Annotated in this window: 13 protein-coding genes and 2 pseudogenes; 1 reads left to right on the plus strand and 14 read right to left on the minus strand. The window is 61.9% G+C overall.

What is annotated here, in order from left to right; genetic code table 11:
- Positions 1 to 68 precede the first annotated feature (68 nt).
- From M0D64_RS28200 to M0D64_RS28250, 11 genes are all read right to left on the minus strand, one after another.
- Positions 69 to 1,568, minus strand: a complete 1,500-nt coding sequence (locus M0D64_RS28200) for an amidohydrolase family protein (RefSeq protein ID WP_266260143.1) — start codon at positions 1,566 to 1,568, stop codon at positions 69 to 71.
- A 38-nt stretch (positions 1,569 to 1,606) separates the two neighbouring features.
- Positions 1,607 to 2,455 (minus strand): ABC transporter permease, encoded by an 849-nt coding sequence (locus M0D64_RS28205; protein WP_266260144.1) that lies wholly within the window; start codon positions 2,453 to 2,455, stop codon positions 1,607 to 1,609.
- Positions 2,448 to 3,299, minus strand: a complete 852-nt coding sequence (locus M0D64_RS28210; protein ID WP_266260145.1) for an ABC transporter permease — start codon at positions 3,297 to 3,299, stop codon at positions 2,448 to 2,450. Before M0D64_RS28210 ends, M0D64_RS28205 begins: the two co-directional genes overlap by 8 nt.
- 6 nt (positions 3,300 to 3,305) lie before the next feature.
- Positions 3,306 to 4,364 carry an ABC transporter substrate-binding protein gene (locus tag M0D64_RS28215; RefSeq protein ID WP_266260146.1) on the minus strand — a complete coding sequence of 353 codons (1,059 nt, stop codon included), beginning with the start codon at positions 4,362 to 4,364 and terminating at the stop codon, positions 3,306 to 3,308.
- 86 nt (positions 4,365 to 4,450) lie between these two features.
- Entirely contained in the window at positions 4,451 to 5,647 is a 1,197-nt protein-coding gene (locus M0D64_RS28220; RefSeq protein WP_233469035.1) for an ABC transporter ATP-binding protein, read from the minus strand.
- Positions 5,644 to 7,002 carry an amidohydrolase family protein gene (locus M0D64_RS28225; RefSeq protein ID WP_266260147.1) on the minus strand — a complete coding sequence of 453 codons (1,359 nt, stop codon included), beginning with the start codon at positions 7,000 to 7,002 and terminating at the stop codon, positions 5,644 to 5,646. The genes M0D64_RS28220 and M0D64_RS28225 overlap by 4 nt, the downstream gene beginning before the upstream one ends.
- A gap of 22 nt (positions 7,003 to 7,024) precedes the next feature.
- Positions 7,025 to 7,858, minus strand: coding sequence for an amino acid ABC transporter ATP-binding protein (locus M0D64_RS28230; protein WP_301717677.1), 834 nt, complete (start codon positions 7,856 to 7,858; stop codon positions 7,025 to 7,027).
- Positions 7,859 to 7,880: 22 nt separating this feature from the next.
- Positions 7,881 to 8,528: an amino acid ABC transporter permease gene (locus M0D64_RS28235; protein ID WP_266260148.1), complete on the minus strand. Its 648-nt coding sequence runs from the start codon at positions 8,526 to 8,528 to the stop codon at positions 7,881 to 7,883.
- A gap of 13 nt (positions 8,529 to 8,541) precedes the next feature.
- The gene (locus M0D64_RS28240; protein ID WP_266260149.1) at positions 8,542 to 9,399 is read right to left on the minus strand and encodes a transporter substrate-binding domain-containing protein; all 858 of its coding nucleotides are present in this window, start codon (positions 9,397 to 9,399) and stop codon (positions 8,542 to 8,544) included.
- A 109-nt stretch (positions 9,400 to 9,508) separates the two neighbouring features.
- A complete protein-coding gene (gene hydA, locus M0D64_RS28245) occupies positions 9,509 to 10,999 on the minus strand; it encodes a dihydropyrimidinase (RefSeq protein ID WP_266260150.1) in 1,491 nt (496 codons plus the stop codon).
- The gene (locus M0D64_RS28250) at positions 10,996 to 11,724 is read right to left on the minus strand and encodes an aspartate/glutamate racemase family protein (RefSeq protein ID WP_266260151.1); all 729 of its coding nucleotides are present in this window, start codon (positions 11,722 to 11,724) and stop codon (positions 10,996 to 10,998) included. The genes hydA and M0D64_RS28250 overlap by 4 nt, the downstream gene beginning before the upstream one ends.
- 505 nt (positions 11,725 to 12,229) lie before the next feature.
- Between M0D64_RS28250 and M0D64_RS28255 the strand changes: the two genes are divergently transcribed.
- Positions 12,230 to 12,925 carry a GntR family transcriptional regulator gene (locus M0D64_RS28255; RefSeq protein ID WP_266260152.1) on the plus strand — a complete coding sequence of 232 codons (696 nt, stop codon included), beginning with the start codon at positions 12,230 to 12,232 and terminating at the stop codon, positions 12,923 to 12,925.
- Between the two features lie 12 nt (positions 12,926 to 12,937).
- On the opposite strand, the pseudogene M0D64_RS28260 reads toward M0D64_RS28255, so the two are convergent.
- The 3 genes and pseudogenes from M0D64_RS28260 to M0D64_RS28270 form a co-directional block, all read right to left on the minus strand.
- A pseudogene (locus tag M0D64_RS28260) lies at positions 12,938 to 13,147 on the minus strand (ankyrin repeat domain-containing protein); the annotation flags it as partial.
- Between the two features lie 427 nt (positions 13,148 to 13,574).
- Positions 13,575 to 13,951: pseudogene (locus M0D64_RS44935) on the minus strand (reverse transcriptase N-terminal domain-containing protein); the annotation flags it as partial.
- A gap of 1,125 nt (positions 13,952 to 15,076) precedes the next feature.
- The gene (locus M0D64_RS28270; RefSeq protein ID WP_266260154.1) at positions 15,077 to 15,811 is read right to left on the minus strand and encodes an IS6 family transposase; all 735 of its coding nucleotides are present in this window, start codon (positions 15,809 to 15,811) and stop codon (positions 15,077 to 15,079) included.
- Positions 15,812 to 16,389 lie beyond the last annotated feature (578 nt).

Raw genomic sequence — 16,389 nt, forward strand, 5'->3', positions numbered from 1 at the left:
CAAAGCTGCGCGTCGCAAGCCCGGCACCAGCTGGCATCTGGATTGCCTAGTGCAGGAGTCCGTCGTCGTCAACCGGCCAGTTTCGCTGTATGAGGTTGCCATTCGGCCTGCAGTGCCTGGGCGCGCGCGTAGACCTTCTCCATCTCCGCGCGCAGCGGCGCGACGGATTCATCCGCGAGGTCGAACTCCGCGCCCAATGCCTGATAAGCGGCGTTGATCTCCCGCAGCAGCGCGCCTTCATCGACGCGCGTGAGTCGTCCGTTCCGCATGACTGCCTCGCCCGCAACAAACACGCTGTCGATAGCGGCGCCGCGCTCGGCATACACCAGTTGCCGCACCGGATCGGTTAACGGCGTGAAGCTGATCGTGTCAGTCCGGTAAGCGACCAGGTCGGCGCGATAACCCGGCTCGATTGCACCGAGCTGGCTGCCTAGTCCGAGCGCTGTCGCGCCGCCAATTGTCCCCGCACGCAGCGCTTCAGCTGCGGACAACCAGCGCGAATAATCGTCGCCGCGTATCTTCGACACTGCTGCGGCGCTGCCAAGCACGTTGAGCATATTGGCGGTGACCGTCGATGCGCAGCCGTCGGAGCCGAGACTCACGTTGACGCCCGCATCGAGCAGCGCTCGCACCGGTTGAATGCCTGAGCCGAGCATCAGATTGCTCCATGGATTGTGTTGCACGCTCGCACCCGATTGAGCCAGACACGCGATCTCCGCATCCGCCAACCAGACCGCGTGGATCAGCGACGTGCCTGGCCGCAGAAATTCCAGTTCGGCAAGGCGCATCACCATGGACTTGCCGTAGAAGGCTTGCGCCGTTACCACCTGCAAGCGGGTTTCCTGAACGTGGATGATGACCGGCAGATCATGCGTGTCGGCGAATTCGCGGCAACGCCTGAGAAATTCTGGCGTGCAGCGTTGCGGTGCGGAAGGGGCAATCAGCATGCCCACCCGATCATGCTGGGGATGGCGGCGCGCCAACTCGCTTTCCAGCAGCGCGAAGAACGCATCGGGAGAGGGCCGCGGCTGCGCACGTAGTTGCGCAAGCAGCGCGGGCGGGAAAATGCTGTCGACCTCCGGGAAGTTATCGACGATCGCGCGATCCATCATCGAGAACCCCACGAGCGCGCGAATTCCCGAGTCCTCGTAGGCCTGGAAGATAGCGTCGACAGCGGCGGGGTCAATGGCCTGACCGAGGCTCACGTCGTCGACGAGCGTGGTTGTGCCGCTGCGCAGCGATTCGAGCGCGCCAATTAACGTTCGCAGATAGACCTGGCGCGGCGTCAGCTTCACGGGGCGCGGCGCGCGCACGTAGTGCATCCACAACTCGAGCGGCAGGTTTTCGAGCCGTCCCTTGTGAAAATGCTCGTGCGAATGTTGATGGCCGTTGATGAGCCCCGGCACCAGCAGGCAGTCGTCAAGCGGTATGCGTTCGCCGTCGGTCGCGCTGCCGCCCGGCACGATAGCGGCGATGCGCTCGCCTTCGATCACGACGTCGACGCGTCGCGGCTCATAACGCTGTTCGGTGCCCTGTAATGCCTTGACGTTGGAAAGTATCTTGCGCACGGGTTCTACCAGATCGAAGGAAGGGTGGACTGCGGCGGCTAGCGAAACTGCCGCGACAAGCCAGCGAGCCGCTCCATCAGCAGCATGGAAATCAAGGTGGCGATAATCAGCACGCCTGAGGCCGCAGCCGCACGGACGTCGAGGCTGTCCTCGATGATATGCCACAGGTGGATGGGCAGCACTTCGGATCGCGCGTCCGACAGGAACAGTGACAGCGCGACGTTATCGAACGAATTCATGAACGCAATGAACGCCCCCGACGCAATGCCCGGTACCAGCGCCGGCAGTACGACGCGGCGGAACGTGAACCAGCCGCCCGCGCCGAGGCATGTCGAGCTATCGAGCAGCGCAGGATCGAGCTGCGCATAACTGGCCGACGTCGTGTACAGCACATACGGTGCGCACAGCGCGATATGTCCGGCGAGCAGACTGTAGAACGAGAGCCCCGCGCTTTCGAGGTTGAACAGAATCAGGATACCCAACCCCAGCGCCAGCGACGGAATGGTCAGCGGCGCCATGAAAAACGAATCGAGTAGTCGCGCAGCGAACGTGCGGCGGCGCGCGAGCGTCACCGCGGCGGCGACCGCCAGCACGGTCGCGCAGGCGGTCGCAGCGGCAGCGAGCTTCAAGCTCAACAGCAGGTCGTCGATGATCTCCGGCGAATCGAAGATCAGCGCCTGATACCAGCGCAATGACAGTCCCGGCGGCGGAAACTTCAACGAGTAGCCCGACGTGAGCGATGTCACCAGTACAATCAGCGTGGGCCCGATCAGCATCAACAACCCGATGCCGCCCATCAAGCCCATCACTGCATTGAACGACTGGCGACCAGGCTGGATGCGGCGCGCCGGCATGACGCCCGGCGCGGCAAGCGTGGATTTAGCCATGGACAAACCCTCTGGTCTTGCGGCCGAAATAGTTGAGCAAGGTCACCACGAGCAGCACGCTCACGAGCAGAATCACGGCAAGCGTCGCCGCAAACGGATAATTCTGCGTCTGGATGGCCTGTTCGTAGATGTAGAACGGCATGTACATCAGCTGGCCGCCGCCCACCAGGGTTTGAACCACGAACGCGCTGACCGCGCCGGTAAACACCAGCAAGGTTCCGCTGAGCAAACCCGGCATCGCAAGCGGCACTGTGATCTTCCACCAGGTGCGCCAGCTGCTGGCGCCCAGCGCATGCGACGCCTCGGGCAAGCGCGTGTCGAGCGAACTGAGCGTGGTGACGAGCGGCAACACCATCAACGGCAATTCGATCTGCGCAAGCGAGAGGATCACCGCCAGCGGTGTGTACAGGAGCTTGACCGGTTGGCCCGTGTGCCCGAGCGCCACCAGCAGCGCGTTGACCAGCCCTTCATTGCCGAGAATCACGACCCACGCAAACGTGCGCACCACCGAACTGGTCAGAAGCGGCAGCAGGATCAGCACGATCAGCACACGCCGCCAGCGCGGCGGGCTCACCACGTACAGATGCGCAACCGGATAGCCGAGCACGATCGTCACCAGCGTGGTCGCCACGCCAAGCCAGAGCGTTTGCCAGAGGATGCCGCGGTTATATCCGTCGCCAAAGAAAACCATGTATTGGCGAATGCCGAAATGCGTCATGGCTGTGTCGTTGTGCAGGCTGATCAGCGCGACGAGCAAGAGCGGCACGCCCACAAACGCGATGAAGAACAGGCCCAGTGGCAGCACGAGCAGCCAGTCGCGCGGCATCCGGTGATTCGCGTTCATGATGCGTCAGACCTTGACCAGACGGTTGAAACGGTCGATATATTCAGCGCGGCGCGGATTGATGCGTGCCCAGTCGACCTGCACGAACGACGTCATGTCACTGGCGTTATGAGCGACAGCGGCGAGCGCTGCACCGAACGGCACCCTCGTGTTGGTCGGCGCGACGTAGTAGGGCGCGCTCGTCATCTGCTGCTGCACTTCGACGCTCAACGCGGTATTGATATACGCTGCGGCGAGATCCGCCGCCTGGGTGTTCTTCACGATATTCATCGTGCTGCGCACCATGCCCCAGTTGCTTTCGGGGCGCGCGAGCGCCACCGGCACGCCCTTGGCCTTCAGCGATTCCACGTTGTTGATGTAGTGGCAGGCAATATCCATCTGACCTTGCTGGAACAGCGTGCCGAGTGCGCCCGGATTGGCGGCAACCGCGCCGACGTTCGGCATCAGCCGCTTGATGTAATCGAACGCCGGGTCCATGTGATCTTCGTCGCCGCCCAGCATCTTGGCGAGCGCCACCATCCATACCGTGCCCAAGGTGGAGTCGAGACTCACGAGGCCGACGCGGCCCTTGAATTCCGGCTTGAGCAGATCATTCCAGGATTTCGGCGTGGTCTTCACGCGCTCCGTGTTGTACGCTATCCCATAGACCTGCGCGGACACATAGGCGCCCAGACCCTTCGGGTCGATGAAGTGCGCGGGCAGATTCGCCAGGTTCGGCACCCGGGCTGCCGGAATGGGTTCGAACACGCCTTGCGTGATGCCCTGCAGGTAGGGGCCCTCGTCCATCATGACCACGTCGAACGGCGGGTTATTGCGCGCGGCCACCAGCTTTGTCAGTGTGTCGACCGCTTGCGATGCGGTGAGCACGGCGCTCACGCCCGCAGCCTTGCGAAACGCGGGCAACAGGATCTTGCGTTGCGACTCTTCCCACGCACCGGGAAACGTGGTGGCGGCGAGGGATTCGGACGCAGCCATGGCAAGCGGGCTGCCGAGCGACAGGCCGACAGCCCCCGCTGCTCCCATCAGTTGCAGGAGCTTGCGACGTTGGTGATCGATCAGCGACATAGGACCTCTGGATGGATAGTTGAACAGGATGAACCGGCGATAACGAAGCGGGCGGCGCGTTAGACCAGGACGATTGTGACCATGCGCTAAACACCTGCGTTACTGGGTTGCGCCGCCTTGAACGTGCGCACTCGCGCACCTGACTTGAAATCGAGCGCAACGCGCAAGCCCGGGCGCAAGTCGGCACCCTCGGCGCGTGGCACGGAAATCTTCACGGTCTGTCCGGCATCGGTCTGCAGATCGACCACCAGCGTGGGACCGATCGGCATCGCCAGTTGCACTGTAGCCAGCAGCTGACGCGCGCTGGCGCCCGGTTGGGGCAACTGCCACGCCCATTGCTCGGGGCGAACCGCCAGCAGCGCCGCACCGGCATCGCGCCACGGGCCGGGCTGAGCGACGGCCAGCACGGCGCCATCGTCGAAGTTTGCCAGGCACTGGCTGCCGTGCACGCGCAAGGTGACCGGCAGCAGATTCGCCGTGCCGACGAAGGTGGCGACGAAGGGGGTTGCGGGCTGATCGTAGATCGCGACCGCCGAGTCGTATTGTTCGAGCCGCCCTCGATTGAGCACTGCGACCCGGTCGGCCATGCTCATGGCCTCTTCCTGATCGTGCGTCACCATCACGGTCGTGATATTCAACTCGCGCTGCAGACGGCGGATTTCGATCTGCATATCGAGCCGCAGGTTTTTGTCGAGCGCCGCAAAAGGCTCGTCCAGCAGCAGGATGCGCGGCTCGACGGCGAGCGTGCGGGCCAGTGCCACGCGTTGTTGCTGACCGCCCGACAACTCACGCGGATAGCGCTTCGCGAATGCTTCCATGCGCACCATTTCGAGCATCTGCAGCGCCTTGTGAGCGGCATCACGACGCGCGACGCCGTTGGCTTCGAGACCGTAGGCGACGTTGGCGGCGACCGTCATGTGTGGAAACAGCGCGTAGTTCTGGAAGACGATGCCCACGCCGCGTTGGCGTGGCGCGAGGCCGTCCACGCGTTGTCCGCCAATATGCACTTCACCCTCGGACTGCACCTGCAAGCCGGCGAGAATCCGCAACAGCGTGCTTTTGCCGCAGCCCGACGGACCGAGCAACGCAACCAGTTCGCCTGCGGCAATGTCGAGCGCGACGTCTTCGATAACCGGTACGGTGCCGAAACGATGCTGGATGCCGCGCATCTGCACGGCGGCACCGGTTTGCGAGGCACGCGCTTGCGTAGTTGAAGGGACGAAGGTCCCGGTGCCGGCTGAGTCGTGCCTCGACTGCGAATCGATACTGTGCGGGGTGCTCATGCGCTAGCCCTTTTCCATAGTTGCGTGGCGGCGTGCTTTCCAGCAGCGATGACCGCGTCGGCGTCGCAACGGGTGGGGGCGCCGCCGTCGACCACAATCTCCCCGTCCACGATGACCATCTCGACATCGCGCCCAAGTCCCGTGTGTACTAGCGTGCCCAACGGACTGGGGTGCGGAATCAGATGCGCGCGCTGGAAATCGAATATGGCGAGGTCGGCGAGCCAGCCTGTCTTGAGGCAGCCGAGTTCGTCGCCGAGTCCCATGGCCTGCGCGCCGTTGTGCGTCGCCATGGTGAGCGCATCGGCGGGTTGCCAGTCCGCAGCGACTTCGCCCAACTGGATGCGCGCGATGGCCAGCGCCCAGCGCATCACCTCGGTCATATCGGCGTGCATGTTGTCGGTGCCCAATGCAATGCGCGCGCCGGCGGTGCGCAGACGCGGCGTGGGCGCCATCGTGCCGCCCGTTGCGTTGCCCTTGGGGATGTGCGCCACCGTGATGCCGGCCCGTCCGACGCGTGCGATGTCGTCGTCGTCCAGATACAGGCAGTGCGCCGCCACGAGCCTTTCGTTGAGCAGTCCGACCTCGTCAAGCAACTGCGCGGGGCTTTTACCAGAACGCTGCTTCACTACACTAACTTCGGTACGGCTTTGCGCGAGATGAGTCGTCACGCCCAGATCATGTGTGCGTGCTGCGTCGGCAATCAGACACAGAAAGTCGTCGGAGCAGGTGTCGGGCGCATGTACGGCGAGTTGGACTCCGGTGCGCCCGTTGCGCTTGCGATGCCAGCGGCCAGCGAGCGCCAGCGCGTCGTTGAGCGTGCGCTCGCCGGTTGCGGCGTGGTATTCCCAGCGCCCGTCCGCGACGCCGGAGAAATCGACGTCGTGCAGGCGGCCACATGAATACACCCGCAGGCCGAGGTCGGCCATGGCCTCCATGGTCAGATCGGCGTGGACGTAGCTGTCGTTGATCAGCGTCGAGCCGAACAGCATCGCTTCGAGCGCGCCGAGACGCGCCAGCGCGATAGCTTCGTCTGGGCGCACGTCATGGCCGTGTGGAATCCCTGGCGTGTAGGCGGGCGCAAAGCCCAGGTCTTCGGCGACGCCGCGCACCATCGTCAGAATGGCGTGGGTATGGACGTTCACGTAGCCGGGTACGATGACGCGTCCGGCAAGCCGGCGCGTGGACCGCGTGCGTGTCTGCACCGGCAGATCCTGGGCGCGGCCGACAAAGGTGAGACGGTTACCGCGTATGCCGATGGCCGCGTCGTGCAACAGCGGTTGGGCCGGGTCCATCGTCACGACGGTGGCGCCCAGTAGCAACAGGTCAAGGTCAAGCTCGATAGGTGGGGCAGTCATCAGCCAGGTGGTCCGGTTCAGTTCAGGTGTGCAGGTGCTGCAGGAAACGCCGCGTGCGCTCTTCGCGCGGACGGCCGAAGACGTCGCCGGGCGTGCCTTGTTCGACGATGGCGCCAGCGTCCATGAAGACCACCCGATGCGCGACGTTGCGCGCGAAGCTCATCTCGTGTGTCACGACCATCATCGTCATATGGGCCGCGGCGAGATCGCGCATCACGTCGAGCACTTCATTGACGAGTTCCGGGTCGAGCGCCGAGGTCGGCTCGTCGAACAGGATCATCTGCGGCTCCATCGCGAGTGCGCGGGCAATCGCCACGCGTTGCTGCTGGCCGCCCGAGAGTTGCGCGGGCCGCTTGTTGACGTGCTGCGCTAGGTGGACTTTTTCCAAGGCAACTTGTGCGCGAGCGCGGGCCGCGTCGCGCGAGAGTCCCAGCACGCGCTGCGGGCCGGCGGCGACGTTATCCAGTGCACTCAGATGCGCGAACAGGTTGAAGCGCTGAAACACGAAGCCGAAGCGGCTGCGCTGTCGCGCCAGTTCGGCTTCGGGCAGCGCGCGGCCTTGCTCCGACAACCCGATACGCTGGCCGCCGAGGCGGATCGTGCCGCCGTCCGGTCTCTCCAGGAAGTTGAGACAACGCAGGAGCGTGGTCTTGCCCGAACCCGACGGCCCGATCAGCACCACGGTCTCGCCGTGCCCGACCTCCAGCGAGACGGAGGGCAGGATGACCTTGTCGCCGAAGCGCTTGTGCAGCCCTTCTATGGACAGCAGCGTTGCAGCGCCGCCTTCATGCTGGCGCGCAACGGCGTCCCTGGCGGACGCTGCGGGCAGGTCAGAGGCGGTGACGATGGAAAACATACTGGAATCCGGGCTCATGAAGTCAGTATTGCGGCAGCCGCCGCTCGAGGTAGCGCGACAGCCACGCCAGCGCCGAGATCAACGCGTAGTAGTAGAGGGCGATGAGCAGGAAAATCTCGAACGGCGAGAAATACGTCGCGATGATTTCCTGTCCGGCGTGCGTGAGTTCATACACGGAGATCGCGGACAGCAGCGCCGAACCCTTGATCAGCGAGATCAGTTCGTTGGTGAGCGGCGGCAGGATGCGCCGCCACGCTTGTGGAAAAAGCACGTGCAGAACGATTTGGCCGTGACGCATGCCGATGGATTGCGCGGCTTCAGTCTGGCCGCGATCGACCGACTGCATGCTGGCGCGCACGATCTCGCAGATGAAGCCGCCCGCGTTCAGACTGAGCGCGATGACGCCGGCCCAGTACTCGTTGAAGTTGATGCCGATGACGGGCAGCGCAAAATAGACGAGAAAGATCTGCACGAGCAGTGGTGTGCCGCGCACGAAATCTACATACGCCAGTACGGCAATGCGAACCGCCCTGAAGCGGTTGAGCGCACCGAAACCCAGCGCGAAGCCGAGCACGATACCAATCGCGATGGCCGCGAGGCAAACCTTCAGCGTGGCGAGCAGGCCGACCGCGAGGATCGGCAACGCCATGACGATAATGCTCCAGTCCATGGACGCCGCGCTCTCAGGACAGCACCGGAATTGCATCCGGCAAGTTCATGTCGAAACCAAACCACTTCTGCTGCAGCGAATGCAACGTGCCGTCTGTTCTGAACTTGCGCAGCTGCTGGTCAATAAAGCCGATCAGCGCGGTGTCATCCGTACGTGCTGCGATGCCCGCCCAGTTATCCGCGCCGATGCCCTTGACGATAGCGTATTTGCCCGGCGCATTCTTCAGGACGAGCGAAAGCGTCGGCAATGTGTTGAGCACGCCGTCCACTTTGCCTTCTGCCAGCGCGATATAGGCGGCCGGATGGTCGTCGAAGGTTTTCACTTCCTTGAAACCCGCACCGCCCGCTGCTTTCAATTGCACATCGAGCTTCGGTTCGAGTATCTGACCCGGCGAGCCGAGCTTGAGTCCGAGCACCTTGCCGTTCATGCCCTTGAGGCTGGTGACGCTCTTCAGATCCGCCGCGCGAATCAGCAGTGCCTGCGAGGCCTCGACGTAAGGCACGGAGAAGTCCACGTGCTTTTCGCGCTCGGCCGTGTAGCTCAGGCTGCTCATCACCAGATCGAACTTCTTCGTGTAGAGCGACGGAATCACGCCCGACCAGACCGTGTCGATGAACTGCGCCTTGACGCCGAGATTGCGGCAAAACGCGTCGGCGAGATCCACGTCGTAGCCGATCATCGCACCGCTCGCGTCGCGATACGTCAGCGGCGGATAGGTCGCTTCGCAGCCGATGCGCAGCACCCCGGCCTTCTTGATGTCGTCAAGCGTGAGCCCGGCGGCCATCGCAAAGCGGGGCAGCCCAATCGACACGAGGGCTGCACCCGCGCCAGCACGTTGGAGGAATTGGCGACGCGAAAATCGTTCGGACATCAGGCTCTCCAGAGAAAATCACAGTTCGTACGTTATAAAGACAGCATGTAAAGCGGCGCGGAAAGTGCCGAATGCACTGCGTGTTCCGCGCGAGTCCGCAAGGCCATTCCTACTCGCGATAGACGGCGGGAAAGGCAAAGCGCGGTAGCACCCGGTGAGCGTCAATACGTGGGTTCAACGGCCGATGCGGTTGCGCCAGTTGCGGGCGCAAGGCCGGCAGGAACTCGCCGCGGCCGCGCGTGCCGCTGGGCTGCACGCCGTCCCACACTACGTCGCCGCGCGACAGCGTCAGCGCTGGCCACGCCTTCATCTGCCAACCCTCGTACGGCGTGTAGTCGACGTTGTGGTGCAACGCATCGTTGGTGAGCGTGAAGGCACGATTTGTGTCCCAGATCACCAGATCGGCGTCGCCGCCGATTGCGATTGAGCCCTTGCGCGGATAAAGGCCGTAGAGCTTCGCGGCATTGGTTGCGGTCAATGCGACGAAGGCGTGAATGTCGATGCGTCCGTTCATCACGCCTTCGGACATCAGCAAGGCCATGCGCGTCTCGAGACCCGGTATGCCGTTGGGCACCTGATCGAAGCGCGGGTTTTCGCCGGCCACCTGCTTGCCGTGCGGACCGTCGAAGCGGAACGGCGCATGGTCGGAGGAGAGCACCTGAAACGTACCGTTCACGAGTCCGTCCCAGACGGCCTGGCGATTGCCTTCGTCGCGCGGCGGCGGACTGCAGATACATTGATAGCCGCGAGGGCCATCTTCGAGCATGTCTTCGGTCAGCAGCAGATAGTGCGGACATGTCTCTGCGTAGACGGCGAGGCCATGTCCTTGCGCCCAGCGAATCTGCTCGATCGCTTCGCGGCCGGAGACGTGCACGATCAGCACGGGCGTGTCGACCAGCTGCGCGAGACTGATGGCGCGATGCGTCGCTTCGCGCTCGACCAGCATCGGGCGGGACAACGCATGCCCGATCGGCGCGGTGATGCCTTCCTCCAGCAGCGCTTCGGTGAGCCACGCAATGCAATCGGCGTTTTCGGCATGAATCATCACCATGGCACCGTGGACGCGGGCCAGTGCGAGCAGTTCGATTATCTGACGGTCGTTCAGCTTGAGCGCGTCATACGTCATGTAGATCTTGAACGACGTATAACCTTCTTCGATCAGTTGCGGCAGCTCCTGGTCGAGCACATGCGGCGTGGGATCGGTGACGATCAGATGGAAGGCGTAGTCAATCACCGCGCGGGCGTCGGCGCGTCGGTGGTACGTATCGATCGCCGCACGCAGCGTTTTTCCCTTCTGCTGGCACGCAAACGGAATTACCGTGGTGGTGCCGCCGCAGGCAGCGGAAACCGTGCCGCTCAGGAAGTCGTCGGCCATCACGCTGTCGTCGCCGGTGTCCTGATCCAGGTGGCAGTGGCTATCCACGCCGCCTGGAGTGACGAGGCGGCCGCCTGCATCGATCTCGCTGGCGCCCCGAGCCAGTCCGTTGCCCAGCGCGACGATGCGCCCGTAGCGTACGCCGATGTCGGCGGTGAAGCGGTCGGCCGCCGTAGCGATATCCGCGTCGCGGATCACGAGGTCGAAGGCCGCCGCGTCGCTCATGCGACCTCCCGGAACAGGCTGCCCCAGCCGGTGACGCGCGACGAATCGATGCCGCTCATCCGCAGCGCTTTCCAGACCACCGTCGAGATGGTGTCGTACACCGGAATGCCGAGTTCGGCTTCAAGCTCTTCAGCGAGCGGCGCGCCGCGCAAATTGGTGCAGAAAATCGTAATCGCGTCAGGTTTGCTCTTTGCGACTTCACGCGCCATCTCACGCAACGTGTCCGCACTGACTTCCGAAAACGAAAAATTGTCCTGCTTGTTCAGATGACGTTCACCGACACATTCAAAGCCCGCGCTGCCATACGTTGAGATGACCTTTGCCTGCACGTCGTCGCGATATGGCGTGACCAGACCGAAGCGACGCACGCCCGTCATGGCGAAAATCTCGTTGAGCGCGAGCACCGAGGTGCAGGCGGCAATACCGGTGCGTTCTGTGATGCTGCGGCACAGGCGCTCGTCTGCCTCAAACCCGAGCCAGCCCGACGATGTCCCGTTCCAGCCAATCACGTCCAGCTTCGCGTCGGCGAGCAACCCTGCTGCGCCGAGAATTTCCTCGTCATCGAACTGGGCCAGCGCCTGTTCGGACAACGCGATCTGGGTCACCCGGAAGCGGCCGAAATGCGCGCTGACGTCGGGCAGGCCCGCGAGCATCGCCGAAGTGACCGGTTCGAGAACCGTGTTAGAAGACGGGGTTAACATGCCAATCAGAGTGCGTTGCGTCATGATTTCCATATCAAGGGTTGCTTCTGGCGTGCCGCGCCGGAAAAAGATGGTTGCTGGATGCTCGTAATGCAAACTTTGTGCCAACATAAATCATAGTGTTTGTACGCAATATAAAAGAGATTGTATGCAATGATGGATGCGCGCTCGATAGTGGAAACGGCTGCTTCCTGAACACCTTCTCTGGAACGAACGTCAATGGATCATGGCGAAAACTGCGACACGCACGCTTGCATGAAGATGGTGCACGGGAGCACCAAAATCGAATCATTGGCACCAAATGAGGGTTGTTGCGCGGGCCAAAAGGCGCCTGCTAGAGAGGTCTGCAGGTTGTCAGGCTCGATAAGCGCCGATGAACGTTTGTATACAAAAAAATTCCAGTTCCCTCCTTTAGAGCGTGGTTTCGACGCGGGCACTCCATCGAATTTTTGTGTACAAAAACGCGCGTGATTGCTCTATCATCGATCCATTCCCAGTTGCGAGAAGCCCTTTGAGTCGAGCCTCCTCCATGCCTGCCAGTAAAGCTGCCGCGCCCAAGGCGCCGTTTACGAATGAGGAAATCTATGGCCGCATCCAGAAGGCGGTGCTTGAGCATCGCCTTGCACCCGGTACAAAATTGATTGAGGAGCGGCTCGCGGAAGTCTCGGGCGTGAGCCGGACCAAGATTCGCGAAGTGCTCAACAAGCTTGCCCACGAGGGGCTGGTCGAGCTGGTGCCGAATCGCGGGGCCTTTATCGCCAGCCCGAGCGTCCAGCAGGCGCGAGACGTATTTGTCACGCGGCGCATGATCGAGCCGGAAATGGCCAGGCTGTTGAGCCGCACCGCGACGTCGGCGCAAGTGCGTGCGTTACGCAAGCACGTGCGGCAGGAAAGCGACGCGCGTAAGCAGAATGACCGGCCCGCCATCATCCGGCTGTCAGGCGAGTTTCATGTGCTGATCGCGGAGATGATCGGCAACGAAATCCTCTTGCGGATGATGCGAGAACTCGCGCCGTTGACGTGCCTCGTCATCACGCTTTACGACAAGCCCAACGCCCCGGCGTGCCCGCATCACGAGCACAGTGATCTGATTGATGCAATCGAAGCGCATGACGAAGCAAAGGCTGCGGCGAGCATGCTGGATCACCTGCAGCATATCGAAGCAACACTGAACTTCGACGAGGTGAAAGACGCGTCGCCGGATATCGAAGCGATCTTTTCCTGAGCTAGCCGAGCTTCACTCCGTCGCACCCGCTTGGCGCAGTGCATCTGCCGCCGCCGTATTGCGCTGCGCGATAGCCATTTGCAGCGCGGTGCCGCCGCGCGCATCCACATGGTTCGCGTTTGCGCCGTGCGCCACCAGCACCGGGATCATATCGAGGCGGCGAAACAGCGGCGCAAACGAGAGCGCGGTTTCGCCTGCGTTGTTGGTCTGATAGACATTGCAGGGCATGCCCAACGGTTTTGTCGGGTAGCTGGGCGCGGTTACCCGCGTCCAGCCTGCTCAGAACCGTGCATGGGTCTTTCGATCCACACGGCTCAAGCCTCTGCAAAGGCATCTTTCGACACCCGGTTTCACAATGGTAGTTCCGGCAGACTAATGATTTCTATGGCAATTGAGATGGTGCATCTGAAGGTTGCCTGCTGCATCCGATCCGCCTTCGGTTCTTTTCACAATGAACCGGGTCGCCCAAGGGCTGCCCGGTGCGATCGGTTCCTGACAGGTCGGACACAGGCCATCCTGCCGTAGCCAGACGCGGTAGAGTTTGACCCTGCCCCTTGGCGAGTTCATCGTCTTCTTGCCCCAGCGGGCTTCAAAGTACGGTTCAACCGCAGCATTCCAACACTCGACTGTGAGAGGTGCATTATGAGATCACCGTCGATATCCCGAGCGGCCTCGTCTTGCCGTTTTTCTTCAGAATAAAAACCCTCCGAAGCGGAAGGGACGAGTAACCCCGCCTCTTCAACGACGCAATCGCGTTGGCCTTTGCCGCCGGTGTTTTCCACGTTACCTTGTCCACACCGGGGTGTTCCTGCCTTTGTTTTCAGTCACCCGCTTCACGGCTAATGCACGGCCGCTGAACGAGTGGGTCAGCAGCCATTGCAGGGCTTTTACCCTGTTATAGCGGCCGGCCTGTGCGGCCTTCACCATACGTGTCTGCAGCCTTCTTACCTGGCGTTGAACATTGGCCCAATCGATGCCGTCCCACGTCACGCCGGGAGGCGCACGCGCCCGTATTGCTGCACTCATTTGCTTTCCTTCCGTATAGATGGTTCTGCAAACTCTCTGGTGAGGAGAGGCCATGAGGAAGTCTGCCCGCTTTCGCGTCGGGTGATGTATTGCCGTCGGCCATCCCCGCTCGCTCGTCACACGCCCCCCGGGTCGCTGCTGCAGGCTGTCCGTCGGCCCGCTGACCCTAAACGTTCCCTCGGCGGCATGCTCACATCGGGCGCGTGGGCCGATGCGCGTTTCCTGAAATGTCAAAAATGACATTTTCGCGCCATGCCTACATCAGACGCAGATATCGATAATGGGACTGGGAACGATCGAGGGCGATAAGTCTTCGCTCTTCGAAAGCGCTCCCTCAACTCGCCATTAGGATGAACACCGTGCTTAGGATTATTGCAATGCTTGGCATCGCAGCAAGTGTGAGTAGTTGCGCAGTCGCACCGGGTTATGGAGATGGTGGGTATGCCCAGCCGTACGATTCTGCGTATGGATACCCGTCTGGACCCGTCTACGTCCCGGCGTATGGGACGATCAATATTTGGGGTGGACGGGGAGGTGACCACCATTGGCACGGTTACGAGCACTGGCATGGCGGTGGACGCGGCGGACAAGGACGCGGCGGACACGGGGGAGGCGGACACGGGGGAGGTCACTAAAGGCAACCGTGACAAGCATCGCTTGTTCCTGTTTCCCTAGGCGACCTGAGCGGCTTGTCCGAGTTCGCTGTCCTGCCAATGCTTTTCAGCCCTGCCACTGAACGTTCGCCCGGCGGCCAGTCTTCCGAGCGTCTAGTCGCGAGTTCCTCAAAGCCAGGAGAGGGGCGCGCTACGCACATCCATACGCTTGAGCGCAAGATGTTTCTCGCGCTCAGCGAGCGCGCGTGTTTCGACGCGCTCCACATCCGAGCCCGACGCGAGGAGATCCGTTCGGTGAATCCGCTCGGATTTGCATTCCTCTTCATCACGTTCACGTCGCCATAGGCTGCTCAGTGCGCTGCTTGCGACCCACGTGCCCAGCGGGGAGATGTCACTTCCGTAGCGGTGGCTGACCCCGACGATGAACCTCGCCGCGTGGACGGGATGGATTGCGCGGGCTCTGTCACGTTAAATTGCTTGCGACGCAAAAGCGGAGAATATGCACGCTTGCTCAGAAAACGGACGGAACTTGGGTGGCCTCAGTGAAACGATGCCAGGCGGCAAACCGTGCGGCGAGCTGTTTGCGATAGAGTGGGGCGCGTAGCAGATGTCGCTTGAGCGCGAAGTGCTGCCGGATAGGACCGAAGCTCGATAAGAAAGCCTGCGTGCGTTCAGGATCGCGGAAGCCACGCATGCGTCGCTCGCGTTCGCGCGTCGGCTGATGACTGTTTTCCGCCCAGTTGTTGACCCGCGCGCTGGCTTTGACGAAGACGTGCTTGACGTGAGCCAGTGCGGGAATCTCGGCTTTCGCCGCCGGATAGCTACGCAGCTGGTCGGTCACGATCTTGTGCGGTGCCTCAGTACACGAGGCAAGCACGCGCTTGAAAAACCGCTTCGCTGCTGCCTTGTCGCGGCGCTTCTGTAGCAGGATATCGAGTTCGGCACCGTGTTGATCGACGGCGCGCCACAACGGGTAAGGCTCGCCGCGCAACGTCACAAATACTTCGTCAAGGTGCCATGTGGTGCCGGGCCTGCGACGCGCCGCTTTCACACGGTGTGCGAAGCCCGCACCGAACTTATCGCACCAGCGTCTGACCGTTTCGTAGCTGACGATAACCCCGCGCTCGAACAGCAGTTCTTCGATATCACGCAGGCTGAGCTGAAACCTGAAATACCAGCGTACCGCGCAACTGATGACCGCCGCCGGAAAGCGATGACCGTGGTAAAGCGATTTAGCATTCTTCATCACCCGATCTTACTTGACCATTTCTGCAACGTGACAGTGCCCGGGAGCGGTGTAAATCGAGAGGTTTACGCACGGTTCTGCGAGAGACTCCGGGTGAAGTTCCTTGGGTCTACTCACCCCTATATCGAGGTTAGGGGCGAATGGAAGTGTGTGTCACGAACACAAGCGAGGAGCTTGTGATGCTGTACTGAAGATGGAAGTTGGCCTTCCGAAGCCGGCCTGCAGGGGCAGGCTTCAAACCGCCCGGTGCTGCTGCGTTCAAAAGGCGTGGTAGTGAGCGACCGTGGAAAAGTCAGCCGTTGAGGATGGCAGGTAAGTATTGAGAAGATGAACGAAAGTGAACCGTCCGATGACGCATCGTTATTGCCTTAAAGCACTGTCAAAACTGGGGACGATTTCCAGCTCCAGGATAAGTCGGGACGATACCTGCTTACGGTCCCGATGGCAGTCGGTGTATAGGCGGCATGATCTCAATACAGGCTTTGGTACGGAACGTGAGAACCTTGCTCTGGATGTGAAGGGAAATGACATCGCGCCAGGGAAAGCCTGGGAAAGGAGGATGTGAAAGCTGAAACCTT

The organism is Paraburkholderia sp. WS6 (genome assembly GCF_030464835.1).
Taxonomy (GTDB): domain Bacteria; phylum Pseudomonadota; class Gammaproteobacteria; order Burkholderiales; family Burkholderiaceae; genus Paraburkholderia; species Paraburkholderia madseniana.